Source organism: Hymenobacter sp. UYCo722, assembly GCF_040547115.1.
Classification (GTDB): Bacteria; Bacteroidota; Bacteroidia; order Cytophagales; family Hymenobacteraceae; genus Hymenobacter.
Window position 1 is genome coordinate 153,355 of sequence record NZ_JBEPPC010000003.1, and the last position, 21,395, is coordinate 174,749.

A 21,395-nucleotide genomic window follows, 5' to 3' on the forward strand; every position below is an offset into this window, starting at 1 on the left:
GCCCCGCCCATGGACCCACTCACGGACTCTTCGGCCCGGCCCGAACCCACCCCACCCGAATACGTGCTGCACCTGTTCATCACGGGGGCCACGCCCAACTCGACACGCGCCGTGCGCAACATCAAAGCCCTTTGCGAAGAGCACCTGAAGGGGCGCTACGAGCTGCTGATTGTGGACATGTACCAACAGCCCGAGCTGGCCCAGCAGGAGGACCTCATCGGTGTGCCCACGCTCATTAAGCGCAGCCCCGGGCTGGTGCGCCGGCTGGTGGGCGACCTCTCCGACCGCGAGCGGGTACTGAGAGCCCTGGGAATTGAGCCGCCGGCCGATGGGACTGCGCGCCATGAGTGAGCCGCAACCCACCGCCGCTGAGCTGGCCCGCACCAACGAGGAGCTGCGTGCGCAACTGGAGGAAGCGCAGGACCTGATTCACGCCATCCGCACCGGCGCGGTGGACGCGCTGGCCGTGCAGAGCCCCGAAGGCCCGCGCATTTTCACGCTGCAAGGGGCCGACCAGAGCTACCGGGCCCTCATCGAGCAGATGAATGAGGGGGCTCTGCTGCTGAGCGAAACCGGCCTCGTGCTCTACTGCAATGCCTGCCTAGCTGGCCTGCTGGGCCGCCCACTGGCCGAGGTGATGGGCAGCGCGTTCGAGGACTTCGTGCCGCCCACCTACCGCACCTACTGGGCCGGCCTGCTGCACCAGAGCTGGCTGGCGCGCAGCCGGGGCGAATTGCCGCTGCAAACCGCCGCCGGGGCCCTGGTGCCGTTTTCGGTGGCCATGAACGTACTCGAATTCAACGACACGCCCGCGCTGGCCGTGATTGTGACGGACCTGTCGGCCCGGCGCGAAATTACCGCCATCCGGGCCCGCGTGGCCGAGCAGAACGCCCAACTCGACCAGCAGAATGAGGAGCTGAAGCGCAAAGAAGCCGCCCGCCGGGCCGGCGAGCAGGCCGCCGCCGAAGCCACCCGGGTGCTGGAAAGCATTCCGCAGATTGCCTGGACGGCCACTTCACAGGGCATCAACTCCTATCTCAATCGCCGCTGGTTCGACTACATCGGCCAGGAAAATGCCGTGGGGCTCGACCATGGCTGGACGGCACACCTGCACCCCCTCGACTACGTAGCCTCGGCGCAGCGGTGGCGCGAGTGCCTGGCCACTGGCGAGCCCTATGAAGTGGAATACCGCTTCCGCAACGCCGCCGGCGACTACCGCTGGATGCTGGGCCGGGCCCTGCCCTCGCGCAATGCGCAGGGCGAGATTATCCAGTGGATTGGCACCTGCACCGACATCCACGAGCAGAAGCTGGCCCTGGAGCGCATCGACGAGGCCCAGCGCGAGCTGCGCCACAACAACGAGCAGCTCACCCGCGCCAACGTCGACCTCGACAACTTCATCTACACTGCTTCGCACGACCTTAAAGCGCCCATCAGCAACATCGAGGGCCTGCTGGATGTGCTGCGTCAGGAGCTGCCCGCCGGCCTGCCCGAAAGCCCCGAAGTGCAGCCCGTGCTGGGCCTGATGCAGGAATCGGTGAACCGCTTCAAACGCACCATCGACCACCTCACCGACGTGAGCAAGCTGCAAAAGGAACACGGCCACCCCAACGAAGTCGTGGATTTGGCCGCCGTTATCCGCGACGTGCAGCTCGATTTGGAGCCGCTTATTCGCGCTACTCAGGCGCAGCTGGAAATTGATGTGCAAGCCGTACCGACGGTGTCGTTTTCGGAGAAAAACCTGCGCAGCGTGGTGTTCAATCTGCTCAGCAATGCCCTCAAGTACCATGCGCCCGACCGGCCCCCGCGGGTGCGCCTGCGCGCCTGGCCCGAAGCCGATGCCACTGTGTTCGAAGTGCAGGACAACGGCCTGGGGCTGAACGCGGCCAACGAGCAGCGGCTGTTTGGGATGTTTCAGCGCTTTCACGACCATGTAGAGGGCTCGGGAATTGGGCTTTATATGGTGAAAAAGATGGTGGAAAACGTCGGCGGCCGCATCACGGTGCAGTCGGAGCTGGACCAGGGCTCCACGTTCACGGTCTACTTCCCGGCCCGCTGATGCGGGCCCCGGGCCGACCGGTTGCAGGGGCATCAAACGTGTTCCCGCGGCTACGCCGTATTTAGCGTGGCCCCCGTGCTAGGCGATACCCAACCCGGCGCACGCTGGAACCGAGCCGCTGAGCCAACCGAGCCGGGCCAAGCTCTTTCCTACGAGCATATTACCCCGGGTATTTCGTCGGGCATCAGCACTTTCCAGGTACTGGCTTGCACAATACTGGCTGGCAGTGCGTAGTTTTACTAAAACCGGTTGGTAGCGCTTTCTTTAGTAGTAACTGGTCATCAGGTTTCGTTCCTGAGTACGGCGAACCGTGCTTCACTTTCGGGGTATCCGCTCGCCTGTCTGCTTCCTTACCTGCCTCACTATGCCCGCAGAGCTATCGCACACTGCCCCTTTTACTGCTAATACTTTCTCCTCGCTTAGCGCTACGCCTGGCCCAATGGCCCGCGCCGGCGGTGAGTATTGCGGCCGCCGGGTGCGCCCGGCAATGAGTTGGCTGCTGACGCTGCTGCTCCTGCTGCTAAGCAGCGCGGGCATGACGGCGCTGGCGCAGGGCACGCCGCCCCCGGAGTGCGCGGCCGATGAGAAGTTTGCCAACACCTGGTATTTCGGCTTTAAGGCGGGGCTGGACTTCAACCAGGCCTCTGCCAACTCGCTGCCCAAGGTGCTCACGAATGGGGCGATGGATGCCCCTGCCGGCTCGGGGGTGATGTCGGATAGCACTGGCAACATCCTTTTCTACAGCAACGGCAAAACCGTTTGGAACGGCGACGGCACCGTGATGACCAATGGTAGGGGGCTGGCTGGCGACAGCACTACCACTGACGGCCCCCTGCCCCTCAAGATGCCGGGAGTAGTTACAAAGGGCCAACCGATGCGCTACCTAATATTCACCCTGAATAGCACCGTGGGCCTGAGCTACTCGGAAATAGAGTTTCTTGCGGGTAATAGAAAGGGCACCGTCATAGCTAAAAACAAGCCTTTGGCCCGCGGTACGGCGGAGAAGCTAACGGGTGTATTCCATAAAAACGGCTGCGATATATGGGTTATCACGCACGGCTGGGGCGATGCTAAGACTGGCAATAATAACCGGGGCGATGCTTTTCTGGCCTACCGAGTGCGCCTGGGTACCGGCGTAGACACCATCGCCATTCGTTCGGTCATCGGCAGTCTGCACGCGCCGAGCGAGTCGCCCGTGGGCTATAAAGGCCAGATGAAGGTAACTCCCGATGGCCAGCGGCTGGCCCTGGCCCGCTACAGCGAAGTACTGGGTGACGGCAGCAGCACGGTCGAGCTGTTTGGATTCAACACCAGCACGGGTCAGGTGAGCGCCAACCCGCAGGTTCCGTACATCGTGGACCGTGGCGAAGGGAAATATTATGGAGTCGGGTTTTCGGCTGGCAGCTACCTCTACGCCACGGTGCGCAACCCGTCCAAGCTGCTGCAATTCAATATTGGCGGCAATGGACCGGTTACCAGGCAGGTCATTCCCCTCAAGCAGAAGGTCCCCCCCGCCGACCTGGGCTCGATGCAGGCCGCGCCCGATGGCAAGATTTACGTGGCCCGCGACAACCAGCCCGCGCTGGGCTTCATTGCCTATCCCGACTCGCTGGGGGCCAAGGCCCGCTACGCCGATGATAGCCTGAAGCTGGGGGGCAGTCGCCTGAGTGGCTTGGGTTTGGTGAATTTCAACCAAAGCTCCCTGCTGCGCGTGGGCCCTTCGGCGGAGATAACGGGTTGCCGGCAAATCTCTTTTAAGGCCCCGCCCATTGACTTCGACGGGAAAACCTACGCTTGGACGTTTGGCGACGGCGCTACGTCGACCAATGAGAATCCCGTCCATATCTATGCTACGCCCGGCAACTACATCGTGACGCTACGCATCACGACCGCGTGTTTTTGCCGCCAAAGCTCAGGCTCCATCCAGGTGCCAGATTTGCCGGTACCCGGTAGTATTGCTGCCCCTCAGACGCTGTGCGCCGGAACCGCGCCGGCCGCGCTCACCAGCACCATCAGTGCTTCGGGCGATGCCGGCTTGCCGCTCGTTTACCAGTGGGAATCATCAACGGATAATGTTGCTTTCAGCCCTATCGCTGGGGCTACCAGTGCCAGCTATCAGCCGACAAATCTGCCGGTTGGCACGACTTATTTCCGGCGGCGCGTGCAGCTGCTGCTACCCAGCGGCGCAGGCCCTTACTGTACCCCCACCTTTACCGCCTCGGTAGCCATTACCGTGCTACCGGCCCTAACGGCCGGCACCATCGCCGCCGACCAAACCGTATGTGCCGGCAGCGCGCCAGCACCACTCACGAGCACCGCTCCGGCCACGGGCGGCAGCGGCACGTTTGCCTACCAGTGGGAATCCTCGCCGGACAATATTGCCTGGACGCCCATTGCCGGCGCGACGGCCGAGGCCTACGCGCCCGGTTCGCTGGCGGCCACCACGTATTTCCGCCGTCAGGTGCGCTCCGGTACCTGCACCACTGCCCCGACCAACACTGTCACCATTACGGTGACGTCCGCTCTGGTAGCCGGTAGTATCGCCGCCAACCAAGCCCTCTGCGCTGGCGCTACGCCGGTGCCTCTCACCAGCGTCAGCGATGCCGGCGGTGGCAGCGGCGCTATTGCTTACCAGTGGGAATCGTCGGCGGATAATGTGACCTGGGCCGCTATTGGCGGGGCCACCGGGCCGACATATGCGCCGGGTGCCCTAAACACCACCACCTATTTCCGGCGTCGGGCCAGCGCGGGCAGTGCCTGCGCCCCGGCCATCTCCAATGTCGTCACCATTACCGTGACGCCGGCGCTGGTAACCGGCACCATCGGCCCCGACCAGACGCTGTGCCCGGGGGCCACCCCGGCTGCCCTCACTAGCACGGTGGCGACTAGTGGCGGCACGGGTACGTTTGTCTACCAGTGGGAGTCGTCGGTGGATAATGCCACTTGGACGGCCATTGCCGGAGCCACCAACGCCGGCTACGCGCCGGGCGTGCTCGCGGCCACCACCTACTTCCGACGCCGGGTTACATCGGGGCCTTGCGGCCCGTACTACTCGCTCTCCGTGGTGCTGACGGTGCTGCCCGCGCTAACGGCCGGCAGCATTGCCGCCAACCAGACGGTTTGTGCCGGCACCACGCCGGCCCCGCTCACCAGCGCCGGCCCGGCGGGCGGCGGCACGGGCACGTTTGCCTACCAGTGGGAATCTTCGGTGGATAATACCAACTGGACGGCCATTGCCGGGGCCACCAGTGCCGACTACGTGCCCGGCGCGCTCGCGGCCACCACGTACTTCCGCCGCCAGGTCCGTTCCGGGGCCTGCACTACTGCGCCCTCCAATGTGGTGACCCTGATTGTGGCCCCCGCCCTGACGGCCGGTACTATTGGCACTAACCAGGCCCTGTGCGCGGGCGGCACCCCGGTGCCCCTTACCAGTGGAGCCCCCGCCACGGGTGGTGCGGGCCCCATTGACTACCAATGGGAGGCATCGACGGATAACGTGACCTGGACGGCGATAGGTGGAGCTACCGGGTTGACGTATGCACCGGGCCAGCTGAGCGTGACTACCTACTACCGCCGCCGGGCCAACGCGGGCAGCGGCTGTGCCCCGGCTTTTTCCAACGTGGTGACCATCACCGTGGCTCCGGCGCTGACAGCCGGTACCATTGGCATCAACCAGACGCTGTGCCCGGGTGCTACCCCCGTTGCCCTCACCGGCACGGCGGGCCCGGGTGGGGGCACGGGCAGCTACAGCTACCAGTGGGAATCCTCCGCGGATAATGCCACCTGGACGGCCGTTGCCGGGGCCACCAGTGCCGACTACGCGCCCGGCCCGCTCACGGCCACTACTTACTTCCGCCGCCGCGTGACGTCGGGGCCTTGCGGTCCGGAATACTCGCCTTCCGTTGTGCTGACGGTGCTGCCGGCCCTCGTTGCCGGAAGTATTGCCGCCGACCAGGGCATCTGTGCTGGCGCTACGCCGGCTCCGCTCAGTAGCGGCGGCGCGGCCTCGGGGGGCACGGGCACGTTTGCCTACCAGTGGGAATCCTCGGCCGATAATGTAAACTGGACGGCCATTGGTGGGGCTACCAGCCCGACGTATGCGCCCGGCCCGCTCCCGGCCACTACTTATTACCGGCGGCGGGTAACGTCGGGCACCGGCACCTGTGCCACCGATGTTTCCAACGTGGTCACCATCACCGTGACGCCTTTGGTAACGACCGGCGTGACCCTGGCGGCCCCGCCCGTGCAGTGCCCCGGCACCCCCTTGGCCTTCACGGCCGTGCCCACCAACGCGGGCACCGCGCCCACGTTCCGCTGGTTCGTCAACAACGTGGCGGTGGCCAGCGGGCCTACGTTCACCAGCAGCACGCTGGTTACCGGCGACCAGGTTCGGGTGGAGGTGACGCCCACGGTGGGGCTGTGCAGCACGGGCGTAGCCACGGCCACCGTTACGGTAGTTCAGACGTCGACGCCGTTGCCCACGCTGGCCATTGACGTGCAGCCGGGCGGGCCCGTTTGTCCGGGCGCGCCGCTCACGTTCAGCCTCGGCAGTGTGACCAACGTCGGCCCGGCTCCCACCTATCAGTGGCTGGTGGACGGCAGCGCCGTAGCGGGTGCCACGACCCCGGTTTTCACGAGCACGACCCTGCGCCAGGGCCAGATTGTGACGCTGCGGATAAACACCACTAACGGGTGCGGACAGCCGGTGACGGCCGTTTCCAATGGCGTGGCGGTGCGCATCAGTCCGCCGGTTGACGTGGATGCCGGCCCCGACAAGGAGATACTGGCCGGCACGTCCGTGAAGCTCGATGGCCGCGCCGATGGCACCTACCCTGTGACGTGGACGCCGACCACGGGGCTGACCTTTTTGGGCAGCGACCGGCTGCAGCCCTTGGCCTCCCCAACGGTGACCACGACCTACACGCTATCGGCCGGAGCCGGGGGCTGCGCCGATTCCGACGAAGTAACAGTGACTGTGCGCCCGCCCATTCGCATTCCCAACGCCTTCACGCCCAACGGCGACGGGCGCGACGACACCTGGCAGATTGAGTTCATCGAGCAATTTCCCGACAACACGGTGACCGTGTTCAACCGCTGGGGCAACCGGATTTTCTCGGTCGATAATTACAGCCGGGCCAATGAGTGGCGCGGAGATATTAACGGCCAACCCGCGCCGGTGGGTACCTACTACTACGTCGTCGTCACGAAGGGGCCGCTGGGCAAGTCCTACAGCGGGTCGATTACGGTTTTGTACTAACAACCATGCGCCCGGCTAATCCGGGGTTTGTTTGCCGAAGCCGTATTCCTTGCTTCTCAGATAGTCAATAAGCTAACTGCTGCCATGAAAAAAGCCTTACCGCTACTGCTGCTCCCCCTGCTGATGCTGCTGGCCAACGCGCCCGCCCAGGCCCAGCAGCAGGCGCAGTACAGCCAGTACATGAACAATAACTACATCCTGAACCCGGGGGCCACCGGGGTGGAGGATTACATTGACGTTAAATTCAGCTACCGTACCCAGTGGACGGGGTTGGAGGGGGCACCCAAAACCTACTACGCCAGCATCAGCTCCTCGCTGGGCAAGTGGCGCAGTACCCCCAAGCGCACCATCAACGACCGCCGCCGGCCGTTTCATGCCGTGGGGGGGCTCGTGTATAACGACGTGACCGGGCCTACGAGCCGCACTGGGGCCTACGTTTCCTACGCCTATAATCTGCTGTTAACCCCCGACCTTCGGCTGGCCTTGGGCGTGTCGGCCGGCATGCAGCAGTTTGCCGTCGATGGGCAGCAGCTGCGCTTTTTCGACCCCACCACCGTAGCGGCCAGTGCCGCGTCGCGGGTATTGGACGGGACGGTGGGCGTGTGGCTGTACAGCTCTAAATTCTACGCGGGCCTGTCGGGGGCGCAACTGCTGGGCAACAAGCTCAACTTCTCCTACGGGCCCAACTCGGTAGACGCCGGCACGGGCAACACCCTGAAACGACACTATTTCGCCACGGCCGGGGTGCGCCTGCCGCTCGACGATGACTGGTCGCTGGTGCCGTCGGTACTGGTTAAAGCCGTAAACCCGGCCCCGCTCTCGGTCGACCTCAACGCCAAGCTCAAGTACCAGGACCTGCTGTGGGTGGGCGCTTCCTGGCGGGCCTTCGACTCGGTGGTGGGGATGGCGGGCGTCAGCTACGAGCAGTTCACGCTGGGCTATTCCTACGATGCCGGCTTCTCTAAACTGGCCGGCTACAACGGGGGCAGCCACGAGGTGCTGCTGGGGTTGCGGCTCAAGAAAAAAGCCCAGGTGGTGTGCACTAACCGATTCTGGTAAGTTCTTGCCCATTGGAGCTTTAGGTGGGTAGCGAAATGCTGTTGATGAAAAACAGCCATCCCATTCTGACGGCTCCATCCGTTTTCAGCAAACCCTGCCGGAGTCAGCTGAAATCTGGGGTCAATGGAAAATAAAAAGGCCCTTCGCGCGATGCGGAGGTCTTTTTTGATGGTCGTATAAGGCTCGGAAATCACCTGTTTGATTACTTCAGCGGCGGCGAACGACGGTTCTACGTTTACACCACCGCCCGACACTTTTGCGGCTGCCGGCTTTGACATGAGCGGCCAGCGGGTGCAAGTTTTTGCCCATGCTCGCCCCGCCCGGCCAGCTCCAAAAAGCCCTCAATGCGGCGCTAGCGCTTGACCGGTACCCGCAGCGCCACGTCAAACTCTTCCCCGACGGTGAAGCCCAGCGCATTGCCGTTGATGCCAAAGTCCTTGCGGTTTACCTTAAACTCGCCGGTGAACACGCCCTTGTCGCCCTGCTGGCTAAATTGAAACGGGATGGCCACCGGTTTCTTCACGCCGTGCAGGGTCAGGTCGCCGCGCACCACGTAGCCGCTGCCGGCGCGGTCAAACGCCGTGGACTGGAAATAGATTTTAGGGTACTTCGCTACGTCGAACCAGCTGTCGCCGCGAGCGTGCTTGTCTTTCAGGGAGTTGCCGGTTTTGATGGTCGTCGCGTCCACGGCCACGCGCATCGTGGCGCTGCTCAGGTTGGCGGGGTCGTAGGCGACGGTGCCGGTGAGGCCCGAGAAAGTACCCTCGGCCCGGCCGCCCGCAAACTTAATGGTGTAGCCAGGGTCGAGGTTCCAGCTACCGGCGAGTAGACTGGCGGCAGGCACAAGCAGCAGGGCGGCTTTGGCAGCAAGGGGACGGAGGAAGTGCATGAGTGGAGTGGGAGGGAAGTGGAAAAGTAATCCGGCTCGTTCCTGATTTTCAATTCAGAAACAAGCCGGGTTGCCCGCCAGTTCAAGCGTAGCTGCCGCCATCGCCGAGCAGCCCGCCTTCTCCCCCTACCGTGGCGAGCGCCACCTCCCCGGCCCCGACGTGACGACGCCCGAAGCCCTCGAAAACTTCATCCGCGACTACACGATGACCATTTACCACCCCGTGGGCACCTGCAAAATGAGCCACGATGCGCTGGCCGTGGTCGATGACGCCCTCCGGGTGCGCGGCATCGCCGGGCTGCGCGTCGCCGATGCCTCCATCATGGCTATCATCATCAACAGCAACGTCCCCACGATTGTCATCGGCGGGAAGTGCGCCGACATGCAATTGCAGGAGGTGGACTACAAGCTCAAAAAAGAGCTGTGGGGTTTCCGCGAAAACCACATGGCCGTGCGTTTCGAATACGAATACCATGATGCGGCTGGGCAGTGGTGGCGCGCCTACGGCAACGAGCTGTGGGAGTTTGCCCCCAACGGCCTCATGCAGCGCCGCTTCGCCAGCATCAACGACTTGGCCATTCGGGAAGACGAGCGGCAACTGCGCTGAGCCGCCAACCCGTTCTTTTGCTCTTTCATCAGTCCTGCTTTATTCATGCAGCTTACTTCCATCAACGTCGGCCGGCCGCGCATTGTGGAGTGGGGCGGCCGCGCCTTCACCACCGCCATCTTCAAAACGCCCACGGCTGGCCCGGTGGCCATTGAGCCCGACAATCTGGCCGGCGACGAGCAGGCCGACCTGACAGTGCACGGTGGTCCCGACAAAGCGGTGTACGCCTACGATGCCGCCCACTACGCCGCCTGGCGGGCGCTGCTGCCCGCCCGCACCGACTGGACGCCGGGCCTGTTCGGCGAAAACCTAACCACCGAGGGCCTGCCCGAAACCGGGGTGCGCGTCGGCGACCTGTTCCGGGTGGGTACCGCCCGGCTGCGGGCCGTGCAGCCCCGCCAGCCCTGCTTCAAGCTCAATGCCCGCTTCGACGACCCCCACATGGCCGCCCGCTTCGCCCGCGAAGGCCGCACCGGCATCTACTTTCGGGTGGAAGCGGCCGGCACCGTGCAGGCCGGCGATACCATCGAGCTGCTCGAAGCGGCGGCCACGGCCATCACCATCCACGAGGTGGGGCAAGTCATTCTCACCCGCACCGCTTCACCCGATTTGCTGGCCAAACTGTTGTCCCTGCCGTACCTGCCCGCCTCGCTGAAACGGCAGTTCGGCGGCTATGCTTAGCTCGTGGCCCCTGGTCCAAACACGTCGGGCCGCGAATAATGCCCGGCCACGTCCAGCGTCATGCGCTCCTCTGGCAGGCGAGCCAGGTCGATTTCGGCGGTCAGAATCAGTTCCTCATCATACACCGGGCCGGCCAGAACGGTGCCATCGGGGCCGATGATGACGCTGCCGCCGCGCAACACGAAGGCAGCGGGGTCGGCGGCCAGGTCGGGCGTGGGCTCCAACTCGGCGGGCAGGTCGCGCACCTGCATAATCGCGCCGGCAGCCACCACGAAGCAGCGGCCCTCAAAGGCGTAGTGGCGGCTGGCCACCAGGTTCATTTCTTTGAGCTGGGGCCAGGCCGCGACGTGGATGTCCTCGCCCGACTCGTGTAGGCGCTGGCGGGCCGGCGGCATCCAGTGCTCCCAGCAGATGAGGCCGCCCAGCCGGCCCACGGCGGTGTTCACGGCGTGCAGGCTGCGGCCGTCGCCCTGGCCCCAGAGCAGGCGCTCGGTGTAGGTGGGCATCAGCTTGCGGTGGGCCAGGGCCAGCGTGCCGTCGGCATCGAAGGTGAGCATGGTGTTGTAGAGCGTGCCCCGGCCGGGACCGGCCAGCACCCGCTCGTGTACACTGATATTGAGTACCACGCCGTGGGCGCGGGCCGCCGCGCCGAGGGCTTCCGTCACGGGGCCGGGCACTACCACGCTATTCTCGAACAAGCGCCGGTACACCTGCTTCACGGCCGGCGAGTCCCAGAGGTTCACGTCGCGGCAGCAGTCGAGCCAGGCCGGGTAGCCGGGCAGCCAGGTTTCGGGAAATACCACCAGTTTCGCGCCTTGCGCGGCAGCTTGGGCAATGAGGGTTTCGGCCTTGGCCAGCGAAGCGGGCAGGTCGAGGTAAACGGGGGCAGCCTGCACGGCCGCGATGGTTAGCAACATGGCGGTAAAGAAAAGGGGTTATCCGCCGTGGTCAGGCCCCCGACCAGTCATCGTGGCGTGCGGTTCGTAATTGCCTTGTTTAAAATTAAAGGTTCGGTCCGAGCGTTGAGCACTCGGCTGGCCTCCCACTGGTTTATTGTGAGCGGGGATGACCAGCTTGCGGTTACTATCTTTTTTCCTGCTAATGAATGTTGCAACTCACTAATTTTAGCAAGTCCTATCGCGGGCGGGCGGTGCTGCGCATCAATTCCTTCGCCTTTTCCTGTGGTACTTATTGGATTCAGGGAGCCAATGGTTCGGGCAAGAGTACCCTGCTCAAGGCCATTGCCGGCATCACGCCGTTTGAGGGCGATATCCTACTGGCGGGGCAGTTGAGCGTCAAAAAGCAGGCGGTGGCCTACCGCCGCCTCGTCAATTTTGCCGAAGCCGAACCCGTGTTTCCCGAGTTTCTAACCGGAATCGAACTGATTTACCTATTCCGGGCAGCCAAGAATGGCCCGCCTAACCAAGAGGATTTTTACCTGGAAGGCCTGCACATGACGTCCTACGTGAACGAACCAGTCGGCACCTATTCGAGTGGGATGCTCAAGAAACTGTCCCTGGTTCTGGCGTTTCTCGGCCAACCGGCCTGCATCGTGCTCGACGAGCCGCTGACCACTCTGGACGCGGCAGCCATTCCAGTGCTGTGTGCGTGGATAGTCCGCCAGCACGCCCAGCAGGGCACGAGCTTCCTGCTTTCCTCTCACCAGGCCTTCGCGGCAGAAGCGCTGCCGAACGTGCAGCACCTGCTCCTCGAACACGCGACCCTGCGTCACGTCGGATGAGAAAACCTCTGACGCGCGTTTTGCTCAACGTCGTGGCCCGCGGTTTTTACCAGGAGCACACGGGCTGGCTGATTTCCCTGTTTCTGGTGGTGTTCGTGAATTTCTTCTGGACCCGGGTGCCCAACCAGAACCACCTCACGGAGGCGCAGATTCTCGAGAACGGCTTTCGGCTGGTTATTCTCTCGGTGAGCGACCCCATCGGGGTGGCCGTGCTGCTCGGCGTCTGCTTGCTCTACAGCCTCAAGAGTTGGCACTACGTGGCGGGGCGGTTGAAAAGTGCCGATGTGCAGTTTCTCGCCTACAGCAGCACGGCCCTGCCGTGGTCCCGGCAGGTAGCGTCCTGGTCGGTAGTCCAGGGAGTTATCCTGTTGCCGGTGGTGGTCCTGTGCCTGTATGCCATGGTCGTTGGGGTTGTTTTCCAGCACCGGCTAGTGCCCGTGCTCCTGCCCGGGTACCTGTTGGGGCTCACGGTGGCCGGGGCGTGCTACTACACGCACCGGCTCAACTACCCGGTGGGAAAACCGGATAAGCGCGCGGGGCTCACCTGGGCCCGCAACTGGCCCAAACCGCTGTTCAGCCTGTTTCTGTACGAAATCATCGCGACCAAGCGCCTCACCTATCTCATCACCAAACTAATATCCGCAGCGAGTAGTACGTTGCTGCTCCTGGCCTTTTCGGACGCCCGCACCGATGGGAGGTTAGCGGGCCTGATTGCGCTTTGCTGTGCGTTCGGGCACGTCGTGCTGGTCTTCCAAGCGGCCGATTTCGAGTTGTTTTACCTGCCCTTCGTGCGCAACCTGCCGTATGGACGGGGGCAGGCCTACGGCCAGCAAGTGCTGCTGTACGGCGTCCTGTTACTTCCCGAGCTCGCGTGGCTGCTAACGGCGAACGAACTCGGTACCGGCCTGACGGCGGCTGGTTTGCTACTGGGCGTCACCCTGCTCCTGCGCGCGGTGCTCTACTGGACGGGCCAGCACATGACGTTCTACCTGCGCCTCGTAGTCGGCCTGTTTCTTTTCATGCTCCTGGCCAACTTATTTGCGCTGACCGGTCTGCTGGCCCTCGGCAGTTTCCTGGCTGCCGGGGTGCTGCTCTACCGATACCGGTGATTGTGAGTAGCAGCTGGGAAGGCGCATACCGTGTTTGCAAATGGGCCAATTGACTTCTGAACCCGGCGTTTAACCAAGGCCCGCACCGGGTACATCATCAATTCTGATGGGTTTTTCGTCCAATCCAGCCTTGCCTAAATAACTAGCATCACTTACGAACCAACATCCCTGAGCGAGATTGGTACTAAAATGACGGCTCTCAACGATATTCTCAAGTGCATCACTACCGACGAAGTGCAGGTGCTCAACCAACTGCTGGACAAGGTTTTGTCCGGAATAATCGCCTGATTTTGCGCATCAGGGCGGCCTTAGGCGCGGGGCTGCAGTAGTTTGGCGATGAGGCCGGTCCAGCCGGTTTGGTGGCTGGCCCCGAGGCCCCGGCCGGTGTCGCCGTGGAAGTATTCGTGGAAGAGCAGGTAGTCGCGGAAGTGCGGGTCGTTTTGCAGCTGCTTGTGGGGGCCCAGGGCGGGGCGCACGCCGGCCTCGTTGCGCAAAAACAGCTTGGTGAGGCGGCCGCTCAGCGCATCGGCGATTTCGAGCAGGGTGCAGAACCGACCGGAGCGGGTGGGGTATTCTACCTTGAAATCGTCGCCGTAGTAGTGGTGAAACCGCTGGAGCGACTCAATAAGCAGGAAATTGGTGGGAAACCAGATGGGCCCGCGCCAGTTGGAGTTGCCGCCAAACAGGTCGGTTTCCGATTCGCCCGGCTCGTAGTGCAGCGTGAAGTCGCGGCCGGCGAGGTGCAGGCACACGGGATGGTCCTGGTGGTATTTGCTCAGCGAGCGGATGCCGTAGTCGGAGAGGAATTCGGCTTCGTCCAAGGCGCGGGCCAGCAGGCGTTTCACGCGGTGGCCGCGTAGCAGGCTCAGCAGGTGGGTCTGGCCCATGCCGGGCTCCTGCCAGCGGCTCACCTGCTCGGCCAAAAGGGGTCGGTTTTTCAGAAACCACTGCAGCCGGGCCGCGAACTGGGGCACGGCGGCCAGCACCTCATCGTCGAGCACCTCCACGGCAAAGAGTGGAATGAGCCCCACCAGCGAGCGGGTTTTCAGGAACTGGCGGCCCCGGTCGGGCGTGTGCAGCACGTCGTAGTAAAACTCGTCCTCGTCGTCCCAGAGGTCCATTTCCTCGTTGCCCATGTTGGTCATGGCCCCGGCGATGTAGAGGAAATGCTCGAAAAATTTGCTGGCCAAATCCTGGTAGATGGGCTGGGTCTGGGCCAGCTCCAGGGCAATGCGCATCATGTTCAGGGCGTACATGGCCATCCAGCTGGTGCCGTCGGCCTGTTCGATGTAGGAGCCCGCCGGCAGCGGGGCCGAGCGGTCGAACAGCCCAATATTGTCGAGCCCCAGAAACCCGCCCTCGAAGATGTTGCGGCCCTCGCGGTCCTTGCGGTTCACCCACCAGGTAAAATTCAGCAGCAGCCGGTGGAACACGGTGCCCAGAAACTCAAGGTCGCCGATGCCCTCGTTCTGCTTCTGGCACATCTTGTACACCCGCCAGGTGGCCCAGGCGTGCACCGGCGGGTTCACGTCGCCCAGGTTCCACTCGTAGGCCGGCAGCTGGCCGTTGGGGTGCATGTACCAGTCCTGGCACAGCAGCCGCAGCTGGTTTTTGGCAAAGCCGGGGTCGAGCTGGGCCAGTGGCACGCAGTGAAATGCCAGGTCCCAGGCCGCATACCAGGGGTATTCCCACTTGTCGGGCATTGAGATGATGTCGGCGTTGTTGAGGTGCTTCCAGGCGGCGTTGCGGCCGTGGTGGCGCCCGTCCGGCGGGGGCGGCAGGGCCGGGTCGCCGGCCAGCCACTGGGGCACGTCGTAATAATAGAACTGTTTGCTCCAGAGCATCCCGGCGAAGGCCTGGCGCTGCACCCGGCGGGCGTCGGCGTCGGCTAGGCGGGCTTGCACGGCGGCGTAGTAGTCGTCGGCTTCCCGATGCCGCAGCAGCAGCAGCTGGTCGAAATCGGCAAACGGCTGGGCCAGGTCGGCCGCGCCCAGGCGCACGCGCACCACCTGGCTCGCGCCGGCAGCAATGGTCAGCACGTAATGCGCCGCCGCCTTGGTGCCCGTCTGGGCGGGGTTGATGGCGGCGTGCTTCCCATGCACCACGTAATCGTTGATGCCGTCTTTGTAGTATTGGCCGGTGGCCGGGGCGGGGGCGGCCCCAAACAGCCGGGCGGCATTGGTTTCGTTGTTGCAAAACAGCAGGGCGGGGTCCTGGTCGCAATACAGGTGGCGGTAGCCCAGCCGGGCGTGCTGGGCAGCAATGGCGCCGCCATCCTGGGTGGCCTCGAGCTGGGGCCGGCGGCTGTCGTCGAGGCCCCAGGCCCAGGTGTTGCGGAACCACAGCTGCGGTAGCACGTGCAGGGTGGCCGCTTCGGGGCCGCGGTTGCTCACGGTTATCTGCATCAGCAGGTCGTCGGGGCTGGCTTTGGCGTATTCCACGCACACGTCGAAGTAGCGGTTGTCGTGGAAAATGGCCGTGTCGAGCAGCTCAAATTCAGGTTTTTCGCGGCCCCGGTGGGCATTTTCCCGCACCAGCCACTCGTAGGGAAACGCGTGCTGCGGGTACTTGTAGAGCATGCACATGTAGGCGTGCGTGGGCACGTTGTCGAGGTAGTAGTACAGCTCCTTTACGTCCTCGCCGTGGTTGCCCTCGGGGCCGCTCAAGCCGAAAAGACGCTCTTTCAGGATGGGGTCCTGGCCATTCCACAGGCCCAGGGCCAGGCACAGCAGCTGCTGGTCGTCGCTCACGCCGGCCAGTCCGTCCTCGCCCCAACGGTAGGCGTAGGAGCGGGCCATGTCGTGGGTGACGTAGTCCCAGGCGTGGCCATGGGTCGAGTAGTCCTCGCGCACCGTGCCCCACTGCCGCTCCGAGAGGTAGGGGCCAAACTGGCGCCAGCGCGTCTGGTTGGCATTGGCTTCGGCGAGGCGTTGGTGTTCGGCGGTCATGTTTTCGATGAGCGATAAGCAAACAGCGTTTTCAGTAGGACTAAACGAAACGGTTGGCGCACCCGGCCGGGTACCTGAACCAGTGAATAATGCCTTGTTGGTACCCCGCCAGACGTTTGATAAACCAACTGCTTACATCTACTTATCACTATTTTAAAAAGTTGGCTTTCTTGTCAAAAAGTACTGTAAGAAAAGGGGATGACCGCCGTCGAACTGCTCAACCAAACGATGCTGCGCCATGTCTCCCTTCGCCTTACCTCCCGCATTTGCTCTTATCCGCCTTCGCTTGTTTCGGTTGCCCGTTTCCGCCCAACCCAGCGGGCCGGTTCAGCGCGGGTGGCGGACCGGGCTGCGTACGGCGCTGGCCGTGGCCTGCGTTGCCGCGTTCATTGGCCTCACCTGGGTCCGGGCCGAGTCGTTGGCGACCATGATGCCGGGGGTGCTGAATCTGGGCTTGGGCGTGCTGACTGGTTTGCTGGGCAACTCGCTCGGCTATTGGGTGGGCGCGCTTGGGGTGGGACCGGACCGGGCCTGCGTAGTATCTCAGGCCCTGAAGCTGGCCCAAATCGTGGGCGTGCCGGCCGGGTATTTGCTGCTGGGGGGCCACATGCCGGCGCTGCCCCTGCTTGGTGCAGCGCTGGCACTGGCCGGCATCGTGTGGGCGCACCGGCGAGGGATGAGCTGCACCAGCCGCCGGGCCGCGTAGGCCACCGGCATGAGGAAGTCGGACAAAACGAGCCACGACAGCAAAATGACCAAAGGCGGCAGAATGACTCATATGGCTATGCTGTCAAAGAATTTAATCACTAAAGACAAGATTGTAGGCTACGCCTGCGCAAGCGCCACATTCGGGCCGGTACACTGGCTGAAGACAGGCCTATTCCCTGAGCGCGGTAGCACCATGTGCAATGCCCACATGCATCACCCATTATAGCCTAATGCCTGACTGGGGCGGGTTCCGCCCGTCCAAAACTGGCCCCTCGGGTGCTCCAGGCGGGTGGCCCATAAAAACCGGCTCGTGGGAGCGGGCAAAAGCCAGGGGGCCGCCGGTCGCCATCACGACATGTCTCATCCGCGCCAATGGAGCAACTGTAGCATCGGTAGCGTTTGCCGCCAGCATCTTGGCTGGCAACTCACGCGCTGTTGCCGAGCACCCCCGTGGCGAAGTGGAATCACACCCATCACCGCTGCACCCCTGCCTGCTTGGAATAAAAGCACCCAGAGAATTTCCGAATCAGTTGTAAAATTTTAGCACCTGAGCCTGCTGCGCTGTTTGACGGGTTGCATATTCACCTAGCCAACCATATCCCAGGAGTACCCACTGTGTGCCGGGTTTGCATCGGCCCGAAAACAGCAGCGGCTGTAGCAGCACAGCTGGGTGCAACTCGGTTAGGCCGGCCGCGTCCTGGTTTCCATCCGGGAATTCTTCGCCTACTCCCACCTGCCTAGGCAGGAAGTTTACGCCGCCTTGAGCGCCCGCTAATCCGCCGCTGCACCAGGGCGCAATCGTAGCCGAAGCCTGTTGAGAGCGCGGCAGCACCCGCCGCCCACTAGCAAAAGCGCTAGCGGCCAATACCACGAAAAAGGGGCATCCCAATCTGGAAGTGGCCCGGAATGCCGAAAAAACGGGTTGGCAACTAATTTCCCAGGGCAAAAGAAAAGTATAATCTGCGTGGGATAAGCCTGAAAAAACTTTCCCTTTTTAGCCCCGGTCATGCTTGACTGTCCGATATCCTGTTCTAAGGAAAAGCAAAAACCCCATTCACGAGCTGTGAATGGGGTTTTCTGTGGTCGTGTAAGGAGTCGAACCTTAAACCTTCTGATTCGTAGTCAGATGCTCTATCCAATTGAGCTACACAACCATTTTTCCCTGTTGGGAGCACAAAGGTAAGAGGATAAAAACCGCCTGTGCAAACTGCACACACATTTTGCCGTAAGAAAAATGCGCCGGTAGTAGCAAGTAGCTAATAATCAGCTGGAGATTCTTTGCTCATTTTCGGAGCTGCCCTGGCGTAGTACCCGCTGCAAGGCTTGGTTGAACACAAAATATAGCCCGAATAGCGAGGCCGCCACCAGCCCCACCAGTACCAGCTTGCTGAGGGTGCCCTCGTCGGGGTCTTTCAACAGGGCTAATACGTCGGAGGCTTTCGTACCCAGCCAATAGAAGAACAGGCTGCGCGGCAGCATGCCCAGCACCGAAGCCGCCAGGAACCGCTTGCGCGGCACGCCCACAATGGCCAGCACAAACGTCATGAGCGCGAAGGGGAGCACTGGCGAGAGGCGCGTGAGGAGGATGAGCTGCCAGCTTTGGCTCTGCAATTCGCTTAGCACGGCCTCAGCCTTGGGGAAAATATGCAGGAAGTGGCGCAGCTTGCCGTGGTCGAGGCGCTTGGCCAGCTCGTAGCCGATGGCGGCGGCCAGCGCGTAGGCTAGTACCATGCCCGGTAGCCCCGCCCAGCCAAAATAATAGCCCGTCACGATGGCCACGAGCGTGGTAGGGGTTAGGGCAAACGCCATGGTGAAGGCAATGACCACGAAGTAAAGCAGCACTTGCCCGGTGCTAAGGTGGTGCAGCAATTCCTGGTGCGTGGCCAGCAGCCCCAGCAGGGAGGCCGAGCCCAGCAGCGGCACGGCCACCAGTAGGAACATGGTGAGCAGCGTGGAGAAGTTTTTCTGGAAAAGCTCGCGCAGCAATCGAAACATAGGCTTGGGGCGAAAACCTGCCATCCGGCGGCGGGGTTTCGTGCTGCAAGTACGCAGAAATGCTGGCTGGGGCCGGTATCCGACTGCGAAAGCCTGTGCCAAGCGCGGGCTCGCCGGGCCGTTTCCAATTAATCCCCGACCTTTGCCACCGGCCCACGCGGCCCCTCAACCCCAACTGCCCATCCATGAAATTCGCGACCAAAGCCATTCACGCCGGTGTGTTCCCGGACCCCGCCACCGGGGCCATCATGACGCCCATCTACCAGACTTCGACCTACGTGCAGTCCTCGCCCGGCAAAAACATGGGCTTCGAATACTCGCGCACGCACAACCCCACCCGCTCGCAGTTGCAGGCCGCCGTCGCCGCCCTCGACAACGGCAAGCACGGCATCGCCTTCGCTTCGGGGATGGCCGCCATCGACTGCGTGATGAAGCTGCTCAAGCCCGGCGACGAGGTTATTTCGACCAACGACCTGTATGGCGGCAGCTACCGCCTCTTCACGAAAGTGTACGAGGTGTACGGCATCAAATTCCACTTCGTGCCGATGCACGACATGGAGGCCGTGCGCGCCGTGGTGAGCGAGAAAACCAAGCTCATCTGGGTCGAAACGCCTACCAACCCGTTGCTCAACATCATCGACATTGCCGCCGCGGCGGCCGTGGCGAAGGAGTGCGGGGCCTTGCTGGCCGTCGACAACACCTTCAGCACGCCATACCTGCAAACCCCGATGGATTTGGGGGCCGACATCGTGATGTACTCGCTCACCAAATACATGGCCGGCCACTCCGATACCGTGATGGGTGCGCTGGTGGTGAACGACGACGAGCTGCACGAGCGCCTGAGCTTCTACCAGAACGCCTGCGGCGGTACGCCCGGTCCCCAGGACTGCTTCCTGGTGCTGCGCGGCCTCAAAACGCTGCACATCCGCATGCAGCGGCACTGCGAAAACGGCCGCGCCGTGGCCGAGTACCTGCGCCAGCATCCTAAGGTGGAAAAGGTGTACTGGCCCGGTTTCGAAAACCACCCCAACTACGCCGTGGCCGCGAAGCAGATGCGCGACTTCGGCGGCATGCTCTCCTTCATCCTGAAGGGCGATAAGCAGGAAGATGCCATCGCCGTGCTGGAAAAATTCCAGTATTTCACCCTGGCCGAAAGCCTGGGCGGCGTGGAAAGCCTGAGCGGCCACCCCGCCACCATGACGCACGCCAGCATTCCGGCCGAGCAGCGCCGCAAGTCGGGCCTGAGCGACTCGCTCATTCGTCTGAGCGTGGGCATCGAGGATGCTGAAGATTTGATTGCCGACCTGGCCCAGGCCATCGGGTAGGGCATTTGGGTCATCCTCCAAAGACGACAAACAGGAACGTCAGGCTGAGCTATGCTCAGCCTGACGTTCCTGTTTGTCGTTCCATTGATAACATGCCGACCACCCAATCAATCCCCATCATCACGCTGCCGCTCTTTGCCGAGCTCGACCGCCTGCTGCTGGACCTGCTGCACACCCTGAGCCCCGCCGACTGGCAGCGCCCCACCCTGGCCCGGCAGTGGACGGTGCACGACGTAGCCGCCCATCTGCTCGACGGCAGCCTGCGCACCCTCTCGATGCTGCGCGACGGCCATTTTGGCGAAGCCCCGCACGACCCCAGCTACTCCGGGCTCGTGGCCTACCTCAACCGGCTGAATGCCGACTGGGTGCGGGCCGCCCGCCGCCTCAGCCCAGCCGTGCTCATCGACTGGCTGGCGCAATCGGGGGCCGAATACATCGCCTACCTGCACACGCTGGACCTGTGGGCTCCGGCCACTTTTTCGGTGGCCTGGGCCGGCGAGCGCGAGTCGCTGAACTGGTTTCACGTGGCCCGCGACTATACCGAGAAGTGGCACCACCAGCAGCAAATTCGGGCCGCCGTGGGCCAGACCGCGCCGCTGCTGGAGCCGCACTTATTTCGGCCCTTTGTTGAAACGATGCTGCGTGGCCTGCCGCACGCTTACCGCGCCGTAGACGCGCCGGCCGGCACCGTAGTGCAGGTGCGGATTGAAACGGAAAGCGGTGGCGCGTGGCAGCTGGTGAAAACCGCGAATGCCTGGCAGCTTGGCCCGCCCGAGCCCGGTGCTACGCCCGCCGCCGAAGTCGCGCTGCCGCCGGAGGTGGCATGGCGGCTTTTTACGAAAGGGCTGAGCCCAATGGAGGCCCGGCCCCTGGTTCGGGTGTCGGGCCACGCAGTCCTTGCCGAGGCCGCCCTCCGGCTGGTGGCGGTGATGGCCTGAAGCTGCCTGCTGGCCCAGCTGTAATGTTGTAACTGGTGTTGCGCACTAGGGTGCTGGCGCGCGGCTGCGTAGCAGCGGG

At 63.2% G+C, this 21,395-nt stretch carries 15 protein-coding genes and 1 tRNA gene; 11 read left to right on the forward strand and 5 right to left on the reverse strand.

The window, feature by feature from the left end:
* Nucleotides 1–9 precede the first annotated feature (9 nt).
* From ABIB44_RS10235 to ABIB44_RS10250, 4 genes are all read left to right on the forward strand, one after another.
* A complete protein-coding gene (locus tag ABIB44_RS10235) occupies nt 10–351 on the forward strand; it encodes a circadian clock KaiB family protein (RefSeq protein WP_354584564.1) in 342 nt (113 codons plus the stop codon).
* Entirely contained in the window at nt 344–2,059 is a 1,716-nt protein-coding gene (locus tag ABIB44_RS10240) for a PAS domain-containing sensor histidine kinase (RefSeq protein WP_354584565.1), read from the forward strand. Before ABIB44_RS10235 ends, ABIB44_RS10240 begins: the two co-directional genes overlap by 8 nt.
* A gap of 364 nt (nt 2,060–2,423) precedes the next feature.
* The gene (locus ABIB44_RS10245) at nt 2,424–7,316 is read left to right on the forward strand and encodes a DUF8696 domain-containing protein (protein ID WP_354584567.1); all 4,893 of its coding nucleotides are present in this window, start codon (nt 2,424–2,426) and stop codon (nt 7,314–7,316) included.
* An 84-nt stretch (nt 7,317–7,400) separates the two neighbouring features.
* On the forward strand, nt 7,401–8,375 hold the full coding sequence (locus ABIB44_RS10250; RefSeq protein WP_354584568.1) for a PorP/SprF family type IX secretion system membrane protein: 975 nt from the start codon (nt 7,401–7,403) through the stop codon (nt 8,373–8,375).
* 352 nt (nt 8,376–8,727) lie between these two features.
* On the opposite strand, the gene ABIB44_RS10255 is transcribed toward ABIB44_RS10250, so the two are convergent.
* The gene (locus ABIB44_RS10255; protein ID WP_354584569.1) at nt 8,728–9,264 is read right to left on the reverse strand and encodes a YceI family protein; all 537 of its coding nucleotides are present in this window, start codon (nt 9,262–9,264) and stop codon (nt 8,728–8,730) included.
* Between the two features lie 70 nt (nt 9,265–9,334).
* Here ABIB44_RS10255 and ABIB44_RS10260 point away from each other — a divergent pair, with 70 nt between their 5' ends.
* Together ABIB44_RS10260 and ABIB44_RS10265 are read left to right on the forward strand one after the other, a co-directional pair.
* On the forward strand, nt 9,335–9,871 hold the full coding sequence (locus ABIB44_RS10260; protein WP_354584570.1) for a DUF1348 family protein: 537 nt from the start codon (nt 9,335–9,337) through the stop codon (nt 9,869–9,871).
* Between the two features lie 45 nt (nt 9,872–9,916).
* Nucleotides 9,917–10,552: an MOSC domain-containing protein gene (locus ABIB44_RS10265; protein ID WP_354584571.1), complete on the forward strand. Its 636-nt coding sequence runs from the start codon at nt 9,917–9,919 to the stop codon at nt 10,550–10,552.
* On the opposite strand, the gene ABIB44_RS10270 is transcribed toward ABIB44_RS10265, so the two are convergent.
* Nucleotides 10,549–11,469: a carbon-nitrogen hydrolase family protein gene (locus ABIB44_RS10270; protein ID WP_354584572.1), complete on the reverse strand. Its 921-nt coding sequence runs from the start codon at nt 11,467–11,469 to the stop codon at nt 10,549–10,551. The two genes, ABIB44_RS10265 and ABIB44_RS10270, sit on opposite strands and share 4 nt — an antisense overlap.
* A 188-nt stretch (nt 11,470–11,657) precedes the next feature.
* Between ABIB44_RS10270 and ABIB44_RS10275 the strand changes: the two genes are divergently transcribed.
* Together ABIB44_RS10275 and ABIB44_RS10280 are read left to right on the forward strand one after the other, a co-directional pair.
* Nucleotides 11,658–12,293, forward strand: a complete 636-nt coding sequence (locus tag ABIB44_RS10275; protein ID WP_354584573.1) for an ABC transporter ATP-binding protein — start codon at nt 11,658–11,660, stop codon at nt 12,291–12,293.
* A 32-nt stretch (nt 12,294–12,325) separates the two neighbouring features.
* Nucleotides 12,326–13,402, forward strand: coding sequence for a hypothetical protein (locus ABIB44_RS10280; RefSeq protein ID WP_354584574.1), 1,077 nt, complete (start codon nt 12,326–12,328; stop codon nt 13,400–13,402).
* A gap of 308 nt (nt 13,403–13,710) precedes the next feature.
* Here ABIB44_RS10280 and ABIB44_RS10285 read toward each other — a convergent pair whose 3' ends face one another.
* Nucleotides 13,711–16,350: an MGH1-like glycoside hydrolase domain-containing protein gene (locus tag ABIB44_RS10285; protein WP_354584575.1), complete on the reverse strand. Its 2,640-nt coding sequence runs from the start codon at nt 16,348–16,350 to the stop codon at nt 13,711–13,713.
* Nucleotides 16,351–16,645: 295 nt separating this feature from the next.
* Here ABIB44_RS10285 and ABIB44_RS10290 point away from each other — a divergent pair, with 295 nt between their 5' ends.
* Nucleotides 16,646–17,056 (forward strand): hypothetical protein, encoded by a 411-nt coding sequence (locus ABIB44_RS10290; RefSeq protein ID WP_354584576.1) that lies wholly within the window; start codon nt 16,646–16,648, stop codon nt 17,054–17,056.
* A gap of 1,082 nt (nt 17,057–18,138) precedes the next feature.
* On the opposite strand, the gene ABIB44_RS10295 is transcribed toward ABIB44_RS10290, so the two are convergent.
* Nucleotides 18,139–18,212: transfer RNA gene (locus ABIB44_RS10295), tRNA-Arg, on the reverse strand.
* A 109-nt stretch (nt 18,213–18,321) separates the two neighbouring features.
* The gene (locus tag ABIB44_RS10300; RefSeq protein ID WP_354584577.1) at nt 18,322–19,053 is read right to left on the reverse strand and encodes a TVP38/TMEM64 family protein; all 732 of its coding nucleotides are present in this window, start codon (nt 19,051–19,053) and stop codon (nt 18,322–18,324) included.
* A gap of 185 nt (nt 19,054–19,238) precedes the next feature.
* Between ABIB44_RS10300 and ABIB44_RS10305 the strand changes: the two genes are divergently transcribed.
* Nucleotides 19,239–20,378, forward strand: coding sequence for a cystathionine gamma-synthase (locus ABIB44_RS10305; protein WP_354584578.1), 1,140 nt, complete (start codon nt 19,239–19,241; stop codon nt 20,376–20,378).
* Between the two features lie 92 nt (nt 20,379–20,470).
* Nucleotides 20,471–21,316, forward strand: coding sequence for a maleylpyruvate isomerase N-terminal domain-containing protein (locus tag ABIB44_RS10310; RefSeq protein ID WP_354584579.1), 846 nt, complete (start codon nt 20,471–20,473; stop codon nt 21,314–21,316).
* Nucleotides 21,317–21,395 lie beyond the last annotated feature (79 nt).